We start from the raw sequence: 19,618 nt of genomic DNA, 5'->3' as shown, positions 1-19,618 counted from the left end.
GTAACTATTAAGTTAACCATGCAAATGTAAAGGATGAAAAATAATCCGACCAAAAGTAGTACTTCATAAAATACTACGTTTGACGCATTCCACTTTCTTTTATGAATTTGCCCTATTATTTTGAATTAAATCTTCTATATTTATTTCTTGTACGTTCCGGACTTTGCTGCGCGTGCTCGCGATTTGTTGCTCGAAATCTTTGGGTGTCATGCCGAACTGTTTGAAGAAAAGTTTGCTGAAATAGGAATGTGAACCGAATCCTACCATGTAACTGATTTCTCCTACCCGGTATTTCCCGTCCTGAATAAGCTCGGCTGCTTTCTTAAGGCGAATCAGCCGGATGAAGTCTATCGGAGACATGTTGAACAATGTCTTGATTTTACGTAGCAGGCTTGAACGGCTCAGGCACAATGCTTCAGCCATACGTTCTACGTTGAACGTTTCGTCTTCCATGTTGGCATTGATGACTTCGATGACCTTGTTCATGAATACTTCGTCTTCTTTGCTCATTTGCATGTTCTGTACGGGGAAGAACGGCCGTTTGGAGAATGCCTCGCGTTCTTTCTGCCGGTTATTGAGGAGGGACAGGATCTGTGCCTTTAAATAATCGTATGAGAACGGTTTCTCAATGTAGGCTTCAGCCCCGACCTTCAGCCCCTTGACTTTGCTGTCTATATCATTCTTGGCCGTAAGGAATATAATAGGGATATGGCATAGGTTGATGTCCGACTTGATGGCGGTACAGAGTTCATAACCGTTCATTTCCGGCATCATGACATCGCTGATGACGAGGTCTATGTGTTCTTTCCGTATGGTGTCGAGCGCGTCCTTTCCATTAGATGCCGTTTCCACGATGAAGAGCGGCGAAAGCCTTTCTTTCATGAAATTGCGGATGCTGTCTTCGTCTTCGACGATGAGGATGACGTTTCCCTTTGTGTTTTCGTCGGCCGAAGTGGTTTCGTTGAGCGGAAGGTCGGCTTGGCTGAACGGTTTGTTTCCGTTGGCCATCATATCCTCCATATTGAGGGGAATGGTCAATACGAAGGTATTGGCGGGTTGACGCGTGTCGAGCATGAGCGTCCCCTTATGCAGCAAAGCCAAAGAGCGTGCCAAGGCCAGGCCGATGCCGACACCTTGTTTTTCTTTCTTTTTCTCTTCCCCTTGGAAGAACGGTTCGAATATCTGCTCTGCTTTCTCTTCGGGTATTTTGGCTCCGTCGCTGCATACGCTGACCGAGAAGTTGCCATCATATTTGCTCAAATTGACCGAAATATGCTCATTGCCGTATTTCAAGGCGTTATTAAGCAGGTTGCTCAGTATCTTGGTGATGGCTTCTTTGTCGATATAAGCGATGATGTCGTTTTCGAAATTCTCTACTTTCAGCTCTTTATGTTGATGGGTGAAAGTCGGCTCGAAACGGTTGACTGTCTCTTGCAGTAATTCGGATATGTTCACGACTTCGTAATTCAAGGTCAGTTTATTGGCACCCATCTTTTGGAAGTCGAGCAACTGCGAAGCCAAGTTAAGCAACCGTTTGGTATTGGTGGCAATGACATTCAGGTTCTTGTTCAGTTTCTCGTCCTGAATGTGCATTTCCTGTATGATTTCCAACGGCCCGTTGATTAGGGTCAACGGGGTGCGGATTTCATGTGCTATTTCCGTGAAGAACTCTACCTTGTTCTGATTGAGTTCTTTCTCCTTTTCTATTTCAAACAGTTTCTGTTGTTCGGAGAATTGTTCGTTCTTGTGTTTCCGGTACCAGTAGAACCAACCGCCGAACGCACAAATTCCCAATAAGGCATAAATGATGTATGCCCATGTGGAAGCATACCAAGGCGGTAAGATGACTATGGTCAGCGAACGGGTCGCATATTGGGTGCTTTCCGGTGTGCCTCCGTTCGTGGTGGCACGTAGGTGCAGGATATACTTGCCCGGTGACAGATTGGCGTAGGATATACTGTTTTCTGTTCTCGTACGTATCCATTGTTTGTCGACAGGTTCCAGTTTATAGAAGTATTCATTGGTCTGCGAAGTCGAATAGGACAGCAAAGCTATGTCAAGGCTGATATTGGCCTGATTGTAAGGCAATACTATCTTATCCGTCCCGATGATGCTCTGTTTGAGAGGAGAACCGGGCGTGTGCACCGTCACTTCTTCATTGAAGATGGAGAAGCGCGTGATGTAAATGGGAGGTACGGGGGCTGTCTGTTCCTTGATATTAGGATTAAAGGAAATCAAGCCTTCTATACTGCCGAAATAGAAATTGCCGTCACTGCCTTTTACCGCTGACTTATAATTGAATTGATTACCGCACAGGCCGTCGTGTACGGTGAAGACGCGGATTTCTTTCGTTTCGGGTTTAAAGCGGACCAATCCCCTGTTGGTTCCGAACCATAGATACCCGTAGTCGTCTTCCAATACTTTGTAGGCTACGTTGTCCGGCATGCCTTCTTCCACAGAAAACCTTGTGAAGTTGTCTTCCTTCGGATTGTAACGGCAAAGGCCACCCCGGTCGGTGGATAACCAGACATTCCCTTTACTGTCCTGCATCAGCGAACTGATGGAATTGGAACTGATAGATTGGGATGGGGTCTTGTCGGAAGTCCCGTCCTTATTCGTATAATGTTTGAATGTATTGTCCTGGGGATTGTACTTCCATGCGCCTTTTCCCATCGTGGCAAACCAGAACGTTCCGTTCTTTTCCTGCAAGATGTCGAACACCCATTGGTCTTTCAGTTCCGGGAGGGCTATGAATTTAAAGGTTCCTTTGGGAGCATAGAATACACCGAAGTCAGAACCGGCCCAAAGCGTTCCTTCACGGTCCATATAAAGCGCGTAAATGCTGCATCCGCCAGAGCCTACGTGAAGTTCATTGTAGTTATAGAATGTCGATTTGCCTTTGTCATCGATGACCACCAACCCGTCTTTGTAAAGACTGCAATATATGTTGTCGCCGTAAGCACTGACTACGATCGTTATGTGGGTGTTGAAGTTGGCCTGGGGGAGGGGATAACGCCAAATTTTGCGGTCGCTGAGTGACATGACATTAATGCCTGCGTCTTCTGTCCCTATCCAAAGGTTTCCACGCCCGTCCTCGGCCAGTTCACGGATTCTCTTGCTGGACAGGGAACTTTCCTGATAACCGGGCAGATACTTCCGGAAAGCGAAGGTATTGTTGGGCAAATAGTTGACTCCGCCGTACATCGTACCGATCCACAACCCTCCTTCGCGGTCGCGGTAGGCGGAATACACGATATTGTCGGCCAGGCCGGAAGGGTTGAGCAGGTCTTGGCTGAAGTGCTTGACGGAGCGTGCCTTTTCATTGATGACATATAAGCCGTCGTACGTGCCGGCATAAATCTCATCTCCATATACGGTGGCGAACCGTGTGAAGGTATGTCGCAGGCTTTGTAATGTAATGTCTTCCAAAATGCTTTTCCGGATGTTGTATTTTTTTAGGTCGCCGTTTTGTATGCTCATAATCAAGAAATCTCCTTGTTGGCTCAGCGTGTTGATTTCCATGTTCAGCAACGAGCGTCCCTTTGCGTCTTCTTTTATTTGGACGAAGTTCTGGTTGTGGGCATCATATTTAAGAAGTCCGGTATACCATGACACGGCATAAATGTCCCCATTGTCGCAGATGCAGATATTATGGGGATAAGACCCGTTGGGAAAATCGGAGTAGCGGTAAAGTTTCTTTTCGTCGTAACGGAACACGCCTTGGCTTGGGGCACATATCCAGATGTTTCCTTTCTCATCTTTTAATATGGTGGAAATCCAGGTGGTGATGGTCTCCCCTTTATCGGTTTGAGCATCCAGGAACGTAAATACGTCGGCCGCCGGATCGTACCGGAAGACTCCTTCGTCGGTACCTATCCATAGGATGTGCCGGTCGTCTTCGAATAGGGTTGAAATATTCTGGTTGCTACGCTGACGGGCATAGTCGTTGCAGTCGAATTGAACGACCCGCTGCCCGTCGTAACGGTTCAGGCCGTTTTTAGTTCCAAACCATATAAAGCCATAGCTGTCTTGTATGATGGCTTTTACATTGCTTTGCGACAATCCGGTCTCGCTGTTGATGTGCATGAAAGAATACCCTTGCGGGTCTTGCGAATACGCAGGTGTTATGCAAAACAAGCAAAGGGTGTATAATAAAAATAGGGTCCTTTTCATGATATATGTGATTAGACTTTTTGCAAAATTAGTAAAAATATGGATTAAACCTGATAAAAATAGCAGATTTTGTGGCTTTATTTCTATCGGAGCCTGTTGTGTGGGCAAACAAGGGCTGTAGGAAGAGCGAAAGAAAACGGATGCCGGAGGACGTGGCAAAAAGTGATGAAGATTGAAATAAATGCTTCAAACATTGTAAATCATGCTTTATTCTATGTTTTTGGAGCTATTTCTATTAAAATAAGAAATACAGGTGCGGCTTATGTTAAGAGGAAGTGCGTATTTTTGTGAATACTAAACAATCCGATGATATGAAAAAGAAACTGAGATTTATTTTGGGTTTCCTGTCGTGTGTGCCTGTATTGCAGTTGCCCGCCCAGGAAACAAGTTTATGGTATGATGCTCCTGCGGATGAATGGATGAAGTCCCTGCCCGTCGGTAACGGCCGCGTGGGAGCCATGGTCTTTGGTGGTGTAGACGAAGAGACGGTGGCACTGAACGAGTCCAGCATGTGGGCCGGGGAATATGACCCGAATCAGGAGAAGCCTTTCGGGCGGGCACGGTTGGACAGTCTGAGGGAGTTGTTTTTTGCGGGCAAACTGATAGAAGGGAACGGGATTGCCGGCCGCGAACTGGTGGGAACGCCGCATTCTTTCGGCACCCATTTGCCGATTGGAGATTTGAAAATCAAGTTTGATTATACCGGAAAAGAGGGAGGCGTGGAGGACTATCGCCGTGAGTTGGACCTGACGAATGCCGTGGTGACGGTTTCTTTTAAGAAAGGAGGGACGAAGTACAAACGTGAGTTTATCTCCTCCAACCCCCAAGATGCCGTAGTGATGCACTTTACTGCGGACAAGAAACAGTCCGTTTCTTTTGATATGAGGATGAAGATGATTACGGCGGCCCAGGTGCGCACGGAAGGAAACCTGTTGGTGTTCGACGGGCAGGCTTTGTTTCCTAAATTGGGGACGGGAGGTGTGAAATTCCAGGGACGTGTCGTGGTGAAGGTAGACAACGGCGAGGTGGAAGCTGCGGGAGAGACGGTGCGCGTGAAGCATGCGGATGCCGTGACCATCGTGGCCGACGTGCGTACCGATTACAAGAACGGGCAATATGCGTCATTGTGCGAGAAGACTGTAGGGGAAGCCATTGCCCGTCCGTTCGAGACGATGAAGGAGGAGCATGTGGCGGATTATGCGCCGTTGTTTGCCCGCGTGTCATTGAAATTGGCCGACGATTCCAAAAAATCCGTTCCGGTGGACCGCAGATGGAAGGCCCTTTGCGAAGGAAACAAAGATGCCGGCTTGCAGGCCCTGTTCTTCCAATACGGTCGTTACCTGACCATTGCTTCTTCGCGTGAAAACTCGCCGTTGCCCATTGCCCTGCAAGGTTTCTTCAATGATAACTTGGCTTGCAACATGTGTTGGACAAGCGATTACCATTTGGATATCAATACGGAACAAAACTATTGGCTAGCCAATGTCGGCAACTTGGCCGAGTGCAATGCCCCGCTGTTCACCTACATCGCCGACTTGGCCCGCCACGGTGCCAAGACCGTCCGCACGGTTTACGGCTGCAAGGGTTGGACGGCACATACCGTGGCGAACGTTTGGGGGTTCACGGCTCCCTCAGAAGGAATGGGCTGGGGACTGTTCCCGTTGGCCGGTTCTTGGATGGCGACCCATTTATGGACGCAATATGAGTACACGTTGGATAAGGATTACTTGCGCCGCACGGCCTATCCTTTGTTGAAAGGCAATGCCGAGTTCCTGTTGGATTACATGGTGGAAGACCCCAACACGGGCTATATGGTGACAGGCCCCTGCGTGTCTCCCGAAAATTCTTTCCGCTATCAGGGGTGGGAGCTTGGAGCGTCCATGATGACGACCTGCGACCGAGTGTTGGCCCATGAAATCATGTCGGCCTGCGTGCAGGCTTCCGACATTTTGGGCGTGGACAAGGATTTTGCCGACTCCCTGCGCCTGGCTTTGGCCAAATTCCCTCCGTTCCGTGTCAACAGTTACGGAGGTTTGTGCGAATGGTATGAGGACTATGAAGAGGCGCATCCCAACCACCGCCATACCTCACACCTGTTGGCTTATTATCCTTACTCCCAGATTACAAACGGGAAAGACCCGGAGTTGACGGAAGCCGTGCGCACCACCATAGAACACCGGTTGGCTGCCGAGGGGTGGGAGGACACGGAATGGAGCCGGGCCAACATGGTATGCTTCTATGCCCGCCTGAAAGATGCGGCCAAGGCAGAAGAGAGCCTGAACATCTTGCTGACCGATTTTGCGCGTGAAAACTTGCTGACCATATCTCCGGAAGGCATTGCCGGTGCGCCTTTTGACGTGTTCATCTTCGACGGGAACGCTGCCGGTGCCGCCGGACTGGCCGAAATGCTGGTGCAGGCGCACGAAGGTTATGTGGAGATATTGCCCTGTTTGCCAACAGAATGGAAGGACGGCAGCTTCTCCGGACTTTGCGTGAAAGGTGGTGCCGAAGTGTCGGCAGAATGGAAAGACAGCCGGGTGGTGAAAGCCTCGTTGAAGGCCACGGCGGACAACCTGTTCCGCCTGCAAGTGCCCGAGGGAAAGGATTATGCAATCCGCCTGAATGGGAAAAAGTGGGTGCCCAACTTGGACGGGGACCGTTGCGTGGTGGCTTATTTGAAAAAAGGTGATGTGATAGAACTTAAATAATGGAAATCATGAAGAAACAATATTTGTGGGCTTTGGCCCTCTGCGGATTGGGGCATGCCGTTTCGGCGCAAGACGTGGCCCGTTATGTGGATCCTTTTATCGGAACGGGCGCGGTGGCGCAGAGCCTGAGTGGAAACAATTATCCGGGTGCCACCGTACCTTTCGGGATGGTGCAGCTCTCGCCGGATACCCGCGAAGCGCCGGACTGGGGGCAGGCTTCGGGATATGACTATAACGACAAGACGATTTTCGGCTTCTCGCATACGCGGTTGAGCGGGACGGGTGCTTCGGATTTCATCGACATCCTCATGCTCCCCATGAACGAGAACCGCAAGGAGTCGAGGTTCACGCACGAGAAGGAGGATGCCGTGCCGGGCTATTACCGTGTGCTGTTGCAGGACGACAGCATCAATGCCGAGCTGACGGCCACCGGGCGTGTAGGCGTACACCGCTATACCTATTATAATAAGGAGAAAGCCTCCAAGGTATTTCTCGACTTGGACCACTCGGCCAACAAAGGCAGTTGGGGACGGCGCGTCATCAATGCGCAGATACGGCAGGTAGGACCGTCGGCCATCGAGGGTTACCGCATCATCACCGGTTGGGGTAAATTGCGTAAAATCTACTTCTATGCGGAATTCTCCCAACCCATCGTGGCTTCGGAGATGATGAACGACAACCGGACGCACCGGAACATCGCGGTGGTGAACGGCACGAACCTTAAGGCTGTCTTCGATTTCGGACGGCAGGACGTGGTGGAATGCAAACTGGCCATCTCGCCGGTCTCGATAGAGAATGCCCGTCTGAACCTGCGTACGGAGGCCGACGGAAAATCTTTCGATGCCATCAAGTCGCAGGCATACGAAGCTTGGAACAAGGAGCTTGGGAAAATGCAGGTAGAGAGCGGGGAGCATGAGAAGGAGATATTCTATACGGCACTCTACCATACTATGATTCAGCCGAATGTGATGTCCGACGCGAATGGGGAGTATATGGCTGCGGATTATTCCGTGCGCCGTCTGCCCGTGGGACAGGTACATTACAGCACTTTTTCTTTGTGGGATACTTTCCGTGCCGCCCATCCGCTTTATACGATGTTGGAACCGGAACGCTCCACGGATTTTGTGAACAGCATGATACGCCAATATGACTATTACGGGTATCTGCCGGTTTGGCAGTTGTGGGGGCAGGACAATTATTGCATGATTGGTAACCATGCCGTGCCCGTTGTGGCAGATGCCATCTTGAAAGGGCTGCCGGGCATCGACGTGGACAAAGCGTATGAAGCCGTGAAAATGAGTCTGACGACTCCCCATCTCAATTCCCCTTTCGAGATTTGGGACCAATACGGTTACATGCCGGAGGACTTGCAGACGCAATCGGTGTCTATCACCTTGGAACAGAGCTTCGACGACTGGTGTGCGGCGCAGTTGGCCAAGCATTTGAATAAGGCCAAGGACTATGAGTTCTTTATGAAGCGTTCGGCCTACTACCGCAACCTGCATCATCCCGAGACGAAATTCTTCCAACCCAAAAACAGTAAGGGCGAATGGATATTGCCTTTCGACCCCTATAAATATGGGGCAAACGGGGGATATCCTTTTACGGAAGGGAACGGATGGCAATATTATTGGTATGTGCCGCAAAACATTCCGGATTTGATTGGACTGACGGGTGGTGAAGACGCTTTCTGCAAGCGGTTGGACGAGTTCTTTACTTCCGACCAGACGAGTGGAGAGAAAAACGATAATGCTTCCGGTTTCGTAGGCCTGTATGCCCATGGCAATGAACCTAGCCATCACGTGGCCTATCTTTATGCCATGGCCGGCCAACCGGCCAAGACCCAACAGTTGGTGGACCATATCAAACGTACCTTGTACAACACTTCTTCTTCCGGTTATGCGGGCAACGACGACTGCGGCGAGATGTCGGCCTGGTATGTCTTCTCTGCCCTCGGTTTCTATCCGGTAAACCCGGCATCGGGAGAGTATGTGATAGGAAGCCCCACGGTGGACCATGCGGAAATCATGCTGCCCGGTGGAAAGAAGTTCGCCATCGTTGTGAAGCGTAAGGGCGGGGTTGGCGCGGTCTATGTGAAGTCCATAAGGTTGAACGGGCGTAAACTGGACGGTTATGTGCTGAAGCATGCAGACATCATGAAGGGGGGCACGTTGGAGTTTGAGTTGACGGCCAAGCCCAAAGGCAAGATTTTGGATTTGCGGTAATGCCGTGATGTCGGCTGTTTCCGTGCAGGGTGCAGCCAAGGTGGTAAAAAGCCGTATCCTGTCTTTTTGCAACAGGATGCGGCTTTTCTATGCCGGAAAGTTAGCAGAAAGGTCTTTCTAATCTTTTTGGAGACGCTGATTTAGGCGGAAATATATTGGCCTGATACGGAAATCAGTGGTGAAAAATCCCGTTTTTCCTTCCTTTTCCTCATTTTAAGTGTTTTTCTTGCGGCAAGCGATTTTTCATTTGGAGCAAAGCGAAAAATCATTTGCCGCACAATTTGGGGATGTCTGCCGCAAGAGATGATGTTTTTGTGAAGGAAAAGGAGATTCTGGTTGGGGTATCCTTGCTTTTTTCTTCTATTTGGCCAAAAAAATCCTTGAAAAACGGAGTGCAAAATGTTCGTGGAAGCGATAGAATGCTTTCATTGTTTTTTTCGTGTACGGACAAACAGGATTTTGTCCATTGCGGAATGTCGCCGCTTCTTCCTTCTCCTTTTCAAAATGATAAAATCCCGATGCGTGAGAATCCGATATTTCCGTCTGGCCTTGGTGTCGGGCGGAAATATCGGATTCTCGATGGGGCAGAAGTTACATTTTGACTTTATGTCTGGAGGCGACGGCCAAGGTCGTGTCCTGTGGTTGTGTGGTTGGCGTTAATCCGGTGCTTCCTTGTGAGTGTTAAGAATACAGAAATCTCGGTTTGGAGGTGTTATAAAGTGTTGAAAAAACACTTAACGTTAATGCTTGGGGAAGTTAACAGTCTTTGTTGCGTGAGAAAATGGTAAAAACGTGCGTTATTGTGTTTTTCAGCCTATTTTGAAGCATGAATTTCGTTTTTTGACGCATTTTTGTCTTCTGTATGGCTTCTTTGTGCTTACTTTTGTATCAGGATAAAAAGGAAAAGGTACGTGCTGTGGCATTGTCGGATTGTTAAAAATAATATCATGGAACTCCTTGACATCTTTATTGTGTCTGAGTGCTAAATGCAATACCATGTGGGTTGTACGCTATATGTCAGAAGGCCTATTTATGGCAATCCAGACTTTCCTTAAATGAGCAGTTTATTAATTAATAAGATATGAGAAAACATAAGATGAATAACCTGAACGCTTGCCTTTGCGCTGCGGTGTGCTTGTCTTTGTTCAGTTCGTGCAAGGATGACTACATCTATGATGACGAGGCTCCTGCTTGGTTGGGTGAGAATATCTACGAGTATTTGGAGAAAAGCGGTCAGTACACGAGCTATTTGGCACTCGTGAAAGACTTGGGTTATGAAGAGACATTGCGCCGCACGGGTAGCAAGACTCTGTTTCCTGCTACCGATGAGGCTTTTGCCGATTATTTCCGTGAAAATGGAATGCATGGCGGCGGGGCAGATTTCGTACATAATCTTCCGGCTTCGCAGAAACGCTATTTGTTCAATTCCACAATGCTTAACATGGCATATTTGAGCAATATGTTGGCAAATATCACATCTGGTGCAGATGGATTGGGGGAGGGTACGGCTGTGCGTCGTGTCTCTTCTGCAACGTATTTAGATACGGTGCCTTATCTTTCTTATGACAATATGCCAAAGACTAGTTTTTGGAAACGTTTCGCGAAAAAAGGAGGGACTTATTTGGCTGATAATGGAGATCGTATGTCTGTCTTCTTTACTCCGCAATTCTTTTCTACTATCGGTTTGACGGAGTCGGATTGGAATGTGATTGCCAAGGGGTGGAATATGCCTTGGGATAAGAGTGGTTTTTATGTAAATGGAATACACGTACAAGGTACAAACAAGGATGTGACGTGTAAGAACGGTTATTTGCACTTGGCTGATGGAGTAGTGACTCCATTACCTAATATGGCAGAAGTCATTACTTCTACACCGGAAGTGTCGCAATTTGCCGAATTGTTGGATATGTTTTCTTTTCCTTATTATGATGGTGGGGTTCATTCCAATTTATCTGCGACGTATGGTGGAGCTTTGGCAGAGGATTCTGCCGTGTTCATCAAGCGGTATTTCAATCAGAACGATTTTAATTCCGATCCTGAAGGCAAGGTAGATATTAATGGTTATGGTACGTTGCTTTATGATCCGGCATCACATTCCTTTGGTGGTAATACAGACATGGGTTTGATGTTTGTGCCTACGGATGAGGCCATGAAAGAATATTGGGAGTCGGAAGAAGGCAAGTTCCTTTCGGATAAGTTCCCACAGTGGGATAGCGTGTACACGACTGTGATTTCTGCCTTTTTGCAGAATCACCAACAACGTTCTTTTAACGGAGCGTTGCCACACAATTGGCGTATTTTAGCCGATAATGCGGGATATGAATTAGGGGTCACAGAGAACGATATCGTGAAGACGATTCCGGCAAACAATGGCTTGATTTATGTGACCAATAAGGTCTTTGCTCCTGTAGATTACAAGTGCGTATATGCGCCAGTGTTGATTTCTGATTCTACCAGTATCATGTCTCCGGCCATTAAGAATGATGTGGATAATGACTATAATTTAAAATATCATTTTTATCTCCGTTCATTGGACAACCGTTATAATTTATTGGTTCCGACAGATTGTGCATTGCAGTATTACCGTGATCCTATTACATGGGCTATTTATGAAAACGAAGGCCGAGGGGAACGCGAAATATGGTCGTTCCGAGTATACATGGGAAGAGTTGTGGCAGATGTGTATCTGGCTAATGAAGACGGTTCTAAAGGAGCGTTTCTACGTACATTGGATGACGAGACTGGTGATGAGCGTAGTCTGGTAAATGACCGCTTGCAGGATATTTTGGATTTGCATATTGTTGTTGCTGACGATGAAACAGAGCCGCTTTCTGCTTATGTGGATGGAGGAACACAATCTTATTTCCTGACCAAGGGTGGTGCCGTATTGAAATCGGAAGGTGTGGCTGAGGGAATGAAAATAAACGGAACCGGTGATATGGAGTTAGGACAATCGCCGGCCAGTGTGGTGACAATGGGCGATGGCAGTACTGGGCGGTATGAAATGTCAAATGGACGTACTTTCTTGATTAATCGTATTTTGCAGGATTCTTATAAGTCGGTGTATTACACGATGGCTGATGCTGAGACGCACGAGGCCTATGCGGCTTTCTATCAATTGCTGCAGGGCGACGAACGCGTATGGGCTTATTTTGAAGAGGATGAGGACGTGGAGCCTATTTTTGATTTGGATGTAACGACTTCTTCATCTGGGCTTGGTCCTATTGTTACTTCGTTCAACAACTTCCGTTATACGGTATTGGTTCCCACTAAAGAAGCCTTGGACAAGGCTTTTGCCGAAGACCCGGAATTATGGACTTGGGAGCGGATTGCGGCTGAAACCGATCCGGCCAAGAAAAAAGCAAAGACGCTTTACTTGCTGAACTTCCTGCGTTACCATTTCGTGGACGGTATCCTTCCCATGGGGGACGGCATTTCTTATAATGGTTCGTATGCCACGGCTGCCCGTGATGAAAACAACCATTTTGTGTACTTGAATGTATCGGGAAATGGTAACCAGTTGACGTTTACTTCCGAGAACACGGGAACACAGGCTCATGTGGTGACAGGGGATGAGAATAATTATAATGTATTTACGCGCGACTATATTGTGAACAATGCCGATTATATGGAAGCTACGCAAATTACGGCTTCTTCTCACGCAGTCATCCACCTTGTGGATCATGTAGTAGACTATCGTTAATAAAAAAATAATCAGATAGGTTATGGAAAATAAGATAAAATCAGTGGTATTGTGGTTGGCTTTCTTCCTTTTAGGGGGAGCTGCCTATGCCCAAAGCGGTGGCGTAATTGTCACCGGTAAGGTTTATGCCGATGATGAACCTGATGGTTTCATCGGAGCCACCGTCGTGGAGCAGGACAAGAACGGACGTATATATTCATCTGCCCTGACGGATTTTAACGGAAACTTTTCATTAAAGGTGAAAGACCCGTCCCATTCTTTGAACTTTTCGTTTGTGGGTTATAAACGTAAGACCTTGCCTATTGGGGCGACACGGAAGTTTGATGTGAAATTAGAGACACAGAATGTGCTGAAAGAAGTGCAGGTCAAAGCATCTAAGTTGGTGACAGGTGGCGGTGCGTTGGCTATTCCCGAGCGGGAATATTCCGGTGCGATGCAGAAGTTTAATACGAAAGCCATCGAAGGGGTGTCCGTGCCTTCCATTGACGATGCCTTGCAAGGACGTATCGCGGGCTTGGATATTGTGGCCAATTCGGGTGACTTGGGTAGTGGCACGGTGATGCGTATCCGTGGTATCACTTCTATCAATTCCAATTCACAGCCGCTTATCTTGCTGAACGGTATTCCTTTTGAAAGTAATATCGACGATTCGTTCGACTTCGCTTCGGCCGACCAGGAAGAGTTTGCCTCCTTGTTGTGTATCAGTCCGGATGACATCGAAGAAATCACAGTCTTGAAAGACGGTGCGGCGGCGGCCATTTGGGGAAGCCGCGGTGCCAATGGTGTGATTGACATCCGGACAAAGAAGGGTGCGACAGGACCTACACGTGTAAGCTATTCCTATCGTTTTTCAGGTTATACCCAGCCGAAGGGTACGGAATTGCTCAATGGCGATGATTACACGATGCTCATGAAACAGGCTTATTTCAATCGTGCCCAACAAGATTGCAATATCCCAGAGTTTAGCTATGACCGTTCACAGTTCATTTCTGCATACGGAACGGCTCAGGATTTTGAGAACTTTAACAACAATACGGATTGGATGGATGAGGTCATCAAGCATGGTTTTACCCACGACCACAACCTTTCGGTGAGCGGTGGTGGTGATAAGGCCAAATTCCGTGCTTCGTTCGGTTATTATAACCAGACGGGTACCATTATCGGCCAGGAAATGACCCGTTTCTCCAACCGTATGAATTTGGACTACAACGTAAGTTCGCGGATGATGTTTTCAGCGGATTTTTCCATCACTTATACGGATAATGACAAGAACTATACGGATGACCCTTACGGTGAGGACAATCTTTTGAACATTGCCCGCAAGCGCATGCCGAATGCTTCGATTTTCCGGCAGGATGCCAATGGAAATAACACGGATGTTTATTTCAATATAGCGCAAAATTCGCAGTTGGATGATGCCCAAAAGAATTTGCGTAATCCCGTGGCTATCGGTAATTTGGCTTCTTATCAACAGACAAGCATGCGTATCATGCCCACCTTGCGTTTGCAATATGACTTTTTGGATCCCGCAGGCGAAGCCAAACTCCGTTACTCGGGTTATATCAAATTCGACTCTGAAAATGTCAAGGATACCAAGTTCTTGCCGCGTGAGACGACATCCAAGAATTGGAACGACGGGAGCGTGAACAAGGCATACGGAAAGGAGAGCGAAGCTTTTTCTATCTACACGGCTCATGATTTGACATGGCAGCCCAAGCTTCCAGAGGCACATTCCCTGATGCTTTACGGGAAATGGGAAATGGACATGGCCAATTCCAGGAACCAAGAGTTTGAACGTTACGGGCTAGCTTCCACTTCGGCTACGGACGTGACCAACTTGGGGCATCTGAATACGTTCAAGAGCGAGCGGAGCGAAGGGCGCAATATGGCTTTCATGTTACAAGGGCATTATTTCCTGCTTGACCGTTACGTGTTCGATGTGACTGCACGTTGGGATGGCAGTACGCGTTTCGGACCGGGTAACCGTTGGGGCTTCTTCCCTTCTGCATCGGTGAAATGGCTTCTTTCAGAAGAGAAATTCTTTGATTTTGCGGATGACTGGATGGATGAGTTTGCTTTGCGTTTGAGTTATGGTGTGACCGGTAACCGTCCGGACTACGAGTACTTGCATTATGCTCGTTACAATAGTTTCGGGACTAGTTACATTGACATTCCGGCTATCAAACCGGCCTCTTTGCAGTTGACAGACTTGAAATGGGAGCGTTCTACTTCTTATAACTTGGGTGTGGACTTGAGCCTTTTCGACTGGCGTTACCGTTTGGTGGCGAACGTGTACCACCGTCGTACGGATGACTTGTTGTTCAAGGACCAGTCCATCCCGTCTTCAACGGGATTCGGCTCCATATCCTATATCAATGGCGGTACGATGGACAATGATGGTTGGGAAATAGAGTTCAGCACGAACAACATGGTGAAGCGTGGCGATTGGTCTGTAGATTTAAGTTTGAACTTTTCGAACTATGTGAACACCATTATTGACTTGGATGAGAATGTGTTGCATAACTATAATGCGGACTTCAACTACTCGAACGGGTCTTACTTGAACCGTTTCCAAGTGAATAACTCTTTCGGTTCCATTTATGGCTTCCGGTATAAGGGCGTGTACCAATACGATACTTACCAACCGGATAAGCCGGATGCCACGGCACCGGTGGTGCGTGATGCCAATGGCAATGTGGTGTTGGATGGTTCCGGTGACCCCATTCCGATGTATTTCGCATACGGAACGACGAATGAATACCGTTTCCGTGGGGGAGATGCAATTTATGAAGATATTAACCATGATGGTACGATAGACGAATTGGACATCGTGTATTTGGGTAACTCCAACCCGAAATTCGATGGTGGTTTTGGTACGACCATCCGTTGGAAACGCCTTTCCTTGAATGTGTTCTTCAACTATCGCGTGGGGGGTAAGATTATTAATTACGGACGGATGTATTCCGAGAGCATGTACAACACGGAGAATCAGTCCGTGTCCACGAACTGGCGTTGGCGCAAGGATGGGGATATGACGGAAATCCCGCGTGCTCTTTTCCAGAGTGGATATAACTGGTTGGGTAGTGATCGCTTTGTAGAAGATGGTTCTTTTCTACGTTTGAAGCAATTGACATTGAATTACTCTTTCGATCCGAAGTTGTTGAAAAAGGCACATCTGAATACTCTCAATCTTTCCTTGACATTGAACAACATGTTTACAATAACTAAATATACCGGTGCAGATCCTGAAATTTCACCGAACAATATCGGGGTGAGCGAGGACAAGAATCGTACACCGCGTTCACGCTACTTTACATTTGGCCTGACCGTAGGTATTTAACCTTTAAAAATAAATGTGAGATGAAAAAGTATATATATAAAATAGGTGTCTTCTTCCTAAGTTTGCCTTTCTTGGGTGTCACGGCTTCCTGTGATGACTGGTTTGGCATTATGCCGCAGTCCGAGATGGTGGCCGAGGACTTTTGGAAAGATGAGCAAGACGTGAAAAGTGCCGTGGGGGCCTGTTATAGGGCTATGTTGGAAGACGGCTTCATGCGCCGTTTGGTTGTATGGGGTGAATTACGTTCTGATAATGTGATTGATGGAACGTCAACAGATACAGAAATCGGTTATATCCTGAATGCTAACCTGAACGAGGCCAACAGCTATTGCAAGTGGAATGATTTTTATACGGTCATCAACTATTGTAATACGGTGATTCAAAACGCACCAATGGTGAGGGAACGAGATGCGGACTTTACGGAGGAAGACTTGAACCACTATTTGGCAGAAGCCAAGGCTATCCGTGCTTTCTGTTATTTTACGTTGGCACGCACGTTTAAGGACATACCTTATATGGAAACGCCTTATGTGGACGACACGCAAAGATTTCAAGTCGGACAAACTCCGTTTGAGAATGTCTTGGATACTTTGATTCGTGACTTAAAGACTGTAGAAAATGTGGCCGTGACAGAATATGGTGAAAACACGGCCTATACCCGTGGACGGGTGACGCAGAAGGCTATTTGGGCTTTGATTGCCGACATGAGTCTATGGAAGGGGGATTATCAACAATGTGTGGACTATTGTGATAAGATTCTGACTACAACGACTAATCCTTTGTCGCTATTGCCAGCCGCCTCTTATTTTAACTCTGTGTTTTTTGTGGGAAACTCGGATGAAAGCATCTGGGAGCTTCAGTATGATAATAATACGCAGAACTCGGCCGTGCGTACATTTTATGGGGACAACAACCATTCGTGTTTGTTGTCTGCCTTTAGTCTGGAAACAGCAAATGGTGCGGAATGGTGGAATGGAGTCGATATGCGTCGTATAGGTGCTTATGCGGAGAATTCCGGTACTTATTATATCGAGAAATATGTGTATGCCACATATAGCACGGATTATGAAGACATCAGATTTTCTGATTTCAATTCCTATCTCAATGGGGAAGGCAATTGGATTATTTATCGTTTGGCCGATGCATATTTGATGAAAGCTGAAGCTTTGGCAGAGCTTGGTGATGTCGTAGGAGCTGTGGATATGGTGTCTTATACTTACGACCGGGCACATCCTAATTTGGATGCCGGAAGTTTGAAGAACCAATATACGGCTTCTACTCCTCAAGCCACAATACGTGATTTGGTGTTGGATGAACGCCAACGGGAATTCCTGTTCGAAGGTAAACGTTATTTTGACCTTGTGCGTCGGATGCGTCGTGAACAAACTGCAACAAATGTGGTTAATGATTATATTTTACGGAAATACACATCGGGGATGAATTTAAGCCAAAGTACGGTAATGAGCAAGATAAATGACATCAATGCCATTTATATGCCCATTCATCAAGATGAGTTGCGTTTGAACCAACTGTTGGAACAGAATCCATTTTATGAGACTTCGGATGATATTTCTAAAAATTGACGATTATGAACAATATACATAGATTATTCAAGTGGGGGCTGTGGTCGGTAGCGGTCTTATGCCTCTCAGGCGTACAGGTGTCTTGCGATAGCGATGATATCGATGCTGATGCCATGTACACGTTTAAGGGGGAGACGGTGGCTTCGTTTTGCCAGAACGCTCCCGAATTGTCGGACTTTTACCAATTGATAACCAAGTGTGGGGCAGATGCCTTATTGGAGGTTTATGGCCATTATACTTGTTTTGTGCCCAATAATGACGCCATTGCCGCTTATTTGGAGGAGAAAGGTAAGACGTTGGATGAATTGACAGCCGAAGAGGCTCAACGGGTTGTCTATAATTGCGTGATTCGTGGCAATGCTGAGTACACTTCGCAGGATTTTATTGCCGGGTCGCTTACGAGTATGACTTTGGCGGAACGTTATCTTATTCTTTCTTTCACAAATGATGATGAGGGGAGGCGCGTAATTTGGGTGAATGATAAATCTAAAGTTACCACATTGGATCAGGAGGTACATAATGGAGTGATTCATGTGGTGGATAAGGTTATTGAACCGTCAGAATTATCTCTATTGGAGGTACTCCAGAATAATGATAAGTTTACGATTTGGGCAACGGCTTACGAGGCTTCCGGATGGTATAAGGAAATGGAAAAGCTTTATGACGAAAGCTATGTGAATACGTTCGGGGCGGATGTTGTACAATTATCAGGCTATACTATGAAAGTGCCTACGAGCCTCCGGTATGGATATACGATGTTTTGCGAGCCGGATGAGTTATTAAATGAAAATGGTATTGATGGAAGTACAAAGGACGAAATCCTGAGTAGTTTGGAGAATTATGCACGGACCTATTATGGTTCAGAGGATTTGGGAAATTACGAAAGTAAGAATAATCCCTTGAATCGTTTTGTTGCCTATCATTTATTGAACCGCCAAATGGCTACTAATAATATGGTATTCGATACTCCGGCCGAATGTATCGCGCAAGGCTCGGAAGGTTATTGGGCAGAATATTATGAGACGATGTACACTTATCGGATTATGGAAATCAAGATAGGCAATAAGATTAATTTGCAGAAAAACGGGCATTATGTAGGTATTGATGAGAAAAACAGTAATATTGATGCTGTGAACGGCTTTATCCATACCATTACAGACATGTTGGTGTATGACGAGGAGGTGATGAATAATGATGTGTTGCATAAGCGTCTCCGTTTTGATGCCTATTCCATTCCCCCTCAGCTTACCAACAATAATATCCGTTGGAACAATGTCGATATTCCTGATGCGAACGGTTATACGATAACTCCGGATTATTGTGGGGAGTATTTTACGTATAATGAAGCCAGTGATTGTCTTTTATGGGGTAGCCGTGGATGGGCTTCTTTTCAGGTTGATGAAATCAATATGAAGAAGGGCTATGATTTTACCTTGCGTCTTTTGCCTGTTCCACCGGGTAATTGGGAATTGCGTATAGGTTATAATGCTGAAGGTTGGCGTGGAATGGGTCAGATTTTCGTGGATGGAAATTTGGCCGGAACACCGGTTGATTTGAAGATTGGTGATGTGGAGGGAGATCCACGTGCAGGTTGGGTTGCTGATGCTGAGACAGCCGATGGTGGTATTGAGGTAGACAAAATGATGCGCAATTTGGGATATATGAAAGGTCCGGCCTCTTGCTTCCTTCTTAATGGGAATATATTGTTGAGGGATTTTTATAAATCTTTGCGTTATATTGTAGGGCAATATCGTTTCACTGATTACGGGGAGCATAAATTGCGTGCTCGTAACGTGGATTTCTCCGGCCGTGAATTTTCTATCGACTATTTCGAGTTAATCCCTGTGGATATGATTCGTGATGAGGATCGTTACTAATGTTGGACT

The 19,618-nt window shown here is 46.9% G+C and carries 8 protein-coding genes; 7 read left to right on the top strand and 1 reads right to left on the bottom strand.

Translation table 11 applies throughout. From position 1 onward, the window contains the following. Positions 1 to 99 precede the first annotated feature (99 nt). Complete coding sequence (locus E0E47_RS10610) at positions 100 to 4,173, bottom strand: two-component regulator propeller domain-containing protein (protein WP_232038412.1); 4,074 nt, start codon at positions 4,171 to 4,173, stop codon at positions 100 to 102. Between the two features lie 311 nt (positions 4,174 to 4,484). Between E0E47_RS10610 and E0E47_RS10605 the strand changes: the two genes are divergently transcribed. The 7 genes from E0E47_RS10605 to E0E47_RS10580 all read left to right on the top strand — a co-directional run bounded on the left by E0E47_RS10605 (position 4,485) and on the right by E0E47_RS10580 (position 19,609). Continuing rightward, on the top strand, positions 4,485 to 6,881 hold the full coding sequence (locus E0E47_RS10605; protein WP_130893638.1) for a glycoside hydrolase family 95 protein: 2,397 nt from the start codon (positions 4,485 to 4,487) through the stop codon (positions 6,879 to 6,881). Next, entirely contained in the window at positions 6,881 to 9,106 is a 2,226-nt protein-coding gene (locus tag E0E47_RS10600; protein ID WP_130893637.1) for a GH92 family glycosyl hydrolase, read from the top strand. Before E0E47_RS10605 ends, E0E47_RS10600 begins: the two co-directional genes overlap by 1 nt. Positions 9,107 to 9,628: 522 nt before the next feature. Next, a complete protein-coding gene (locus tag E0E47_RS17335) occupies positions 9,629 to 9,766 on the top strand; it encodes a hypothetical protein (protein WP_157183528.1) in 138 nt (45 codons plus the stop codon). Positions 9,767 to 10,187: 421 nt separating this feature from the next. Next, the gene (locus E0E47_RS10595; RefSeq protein WP_130893636.1) at positions 10,188 to 12,809 is read left to right on the top strand and encodes a fasciclin domain-containing protein; all 2,622 of its coding nucleotides are present in this window, start codon (positions 10,188 to 10,190) and stop codon (positions 12,807 to 12,809) included. A gap of 22 nt (positions 12,810 to 12,831) precedes the next feature. After that, entirely contained in the window at positions 12,832 to 16,149 is a 3,318-nt protein-coding gene (locus E0E47_RS10590) for a SusC/RagA family TonB-linked outer membrane protein (protein ID WP_130893635.1), read from the top strand. A 20-nt stretch (positions 16,150 to 16,169) separates the two neighbouring features. Then, entirely contained in the window at positions 16,170 to 17,732 is a 1,563-nt protein-coding gene (locus E0E47_RS10585) for a RagB/SusD family nutrient uptake outer membrane protein (RefSeq protein WP_130893634.1), read from the top strand. Between the two features lie 5 nt (positions 17,733 to 17,737). Continuing rightward, complete coding sequence (locus E0E47_RS10580; protein WP_130893633.1) at positions 17,738 to 19,609, top strand: fasciclin domain-containing protein; 1,872 nt, start codon at positions 17,738 to 17,740, stop codon at positions 19,607 to 19,609. Positions 19,610 to 19,618 lie beyond the last annotated feature (9 nt).

The sequence above is a fragment of the Paraprevotella xylaniphila YIT 11841 genome (genome assembly GCF_900683745.1).
Taxonomy (GTDB): Bacteria; Bacteroidota; Bacteroidia; order Bacteroidales; family Bacteroidaceae; genus Paraprevotella; species Paraprevotella xylaniphila.
The sequence above is the reverse complement of the archived record's forward strand: the minus strand, read 5'-3'. Positions and strand labels throughout refer to the sequence as shown.

Bases quoted from the DNA above. Each gene is read 5' to 3' on its own strand.
- E0E47_RS10610 (WP_232038412.1), bottom strand. From the start codon at position 4,173: ATGAAAAGGACCCTATTTTTATTATACACCCTTTGCTTGTTTTGCATA.
- E0E47_RS10605 (WP_130893638.1), top strand. From the start codon at position 4,485: ATGAAAAAGAAACTGAGATTTATTTTGGGTTTCCTGTCGTGTGTGCCT.
- E0E47_RS10600 (WP_130893637.1), top strand. From the start codon at position 6,881: ATGGAAATCATGAAGAAACAATATTTGTGGGCTTTGGCCCTCTGCGGA.
- E0E47_RS10595 (WP_130893636.1), top strand. From the start codon at position 10,188: ATGAGAAAACATAAGATGAATAACCTGAACGCTTGCCTTTGCGCTGCG.
- E0E47_RS10590 (WP_130893635.1), top strand. From the start codon at position 12,832: ATGGAAAATAAGATAAAATCAGTGGTATTGTGGTTGGCTTTCTTCCTT.
- E0E47_RS10585 (WP_130893634.1), top strand. From the start codon at position 16,170: ATGAAAAAGTATATATATAAAATAGGTGTCTTCTTCCTAAGTTTGCCT.
- E0E47_RS10580 (WP_130893633.1), top strand. From the start codon at position 17,738: ATGAACAATATACATAGATTATTCAAGTGGGGGCTGTGGTCGGTAGCG.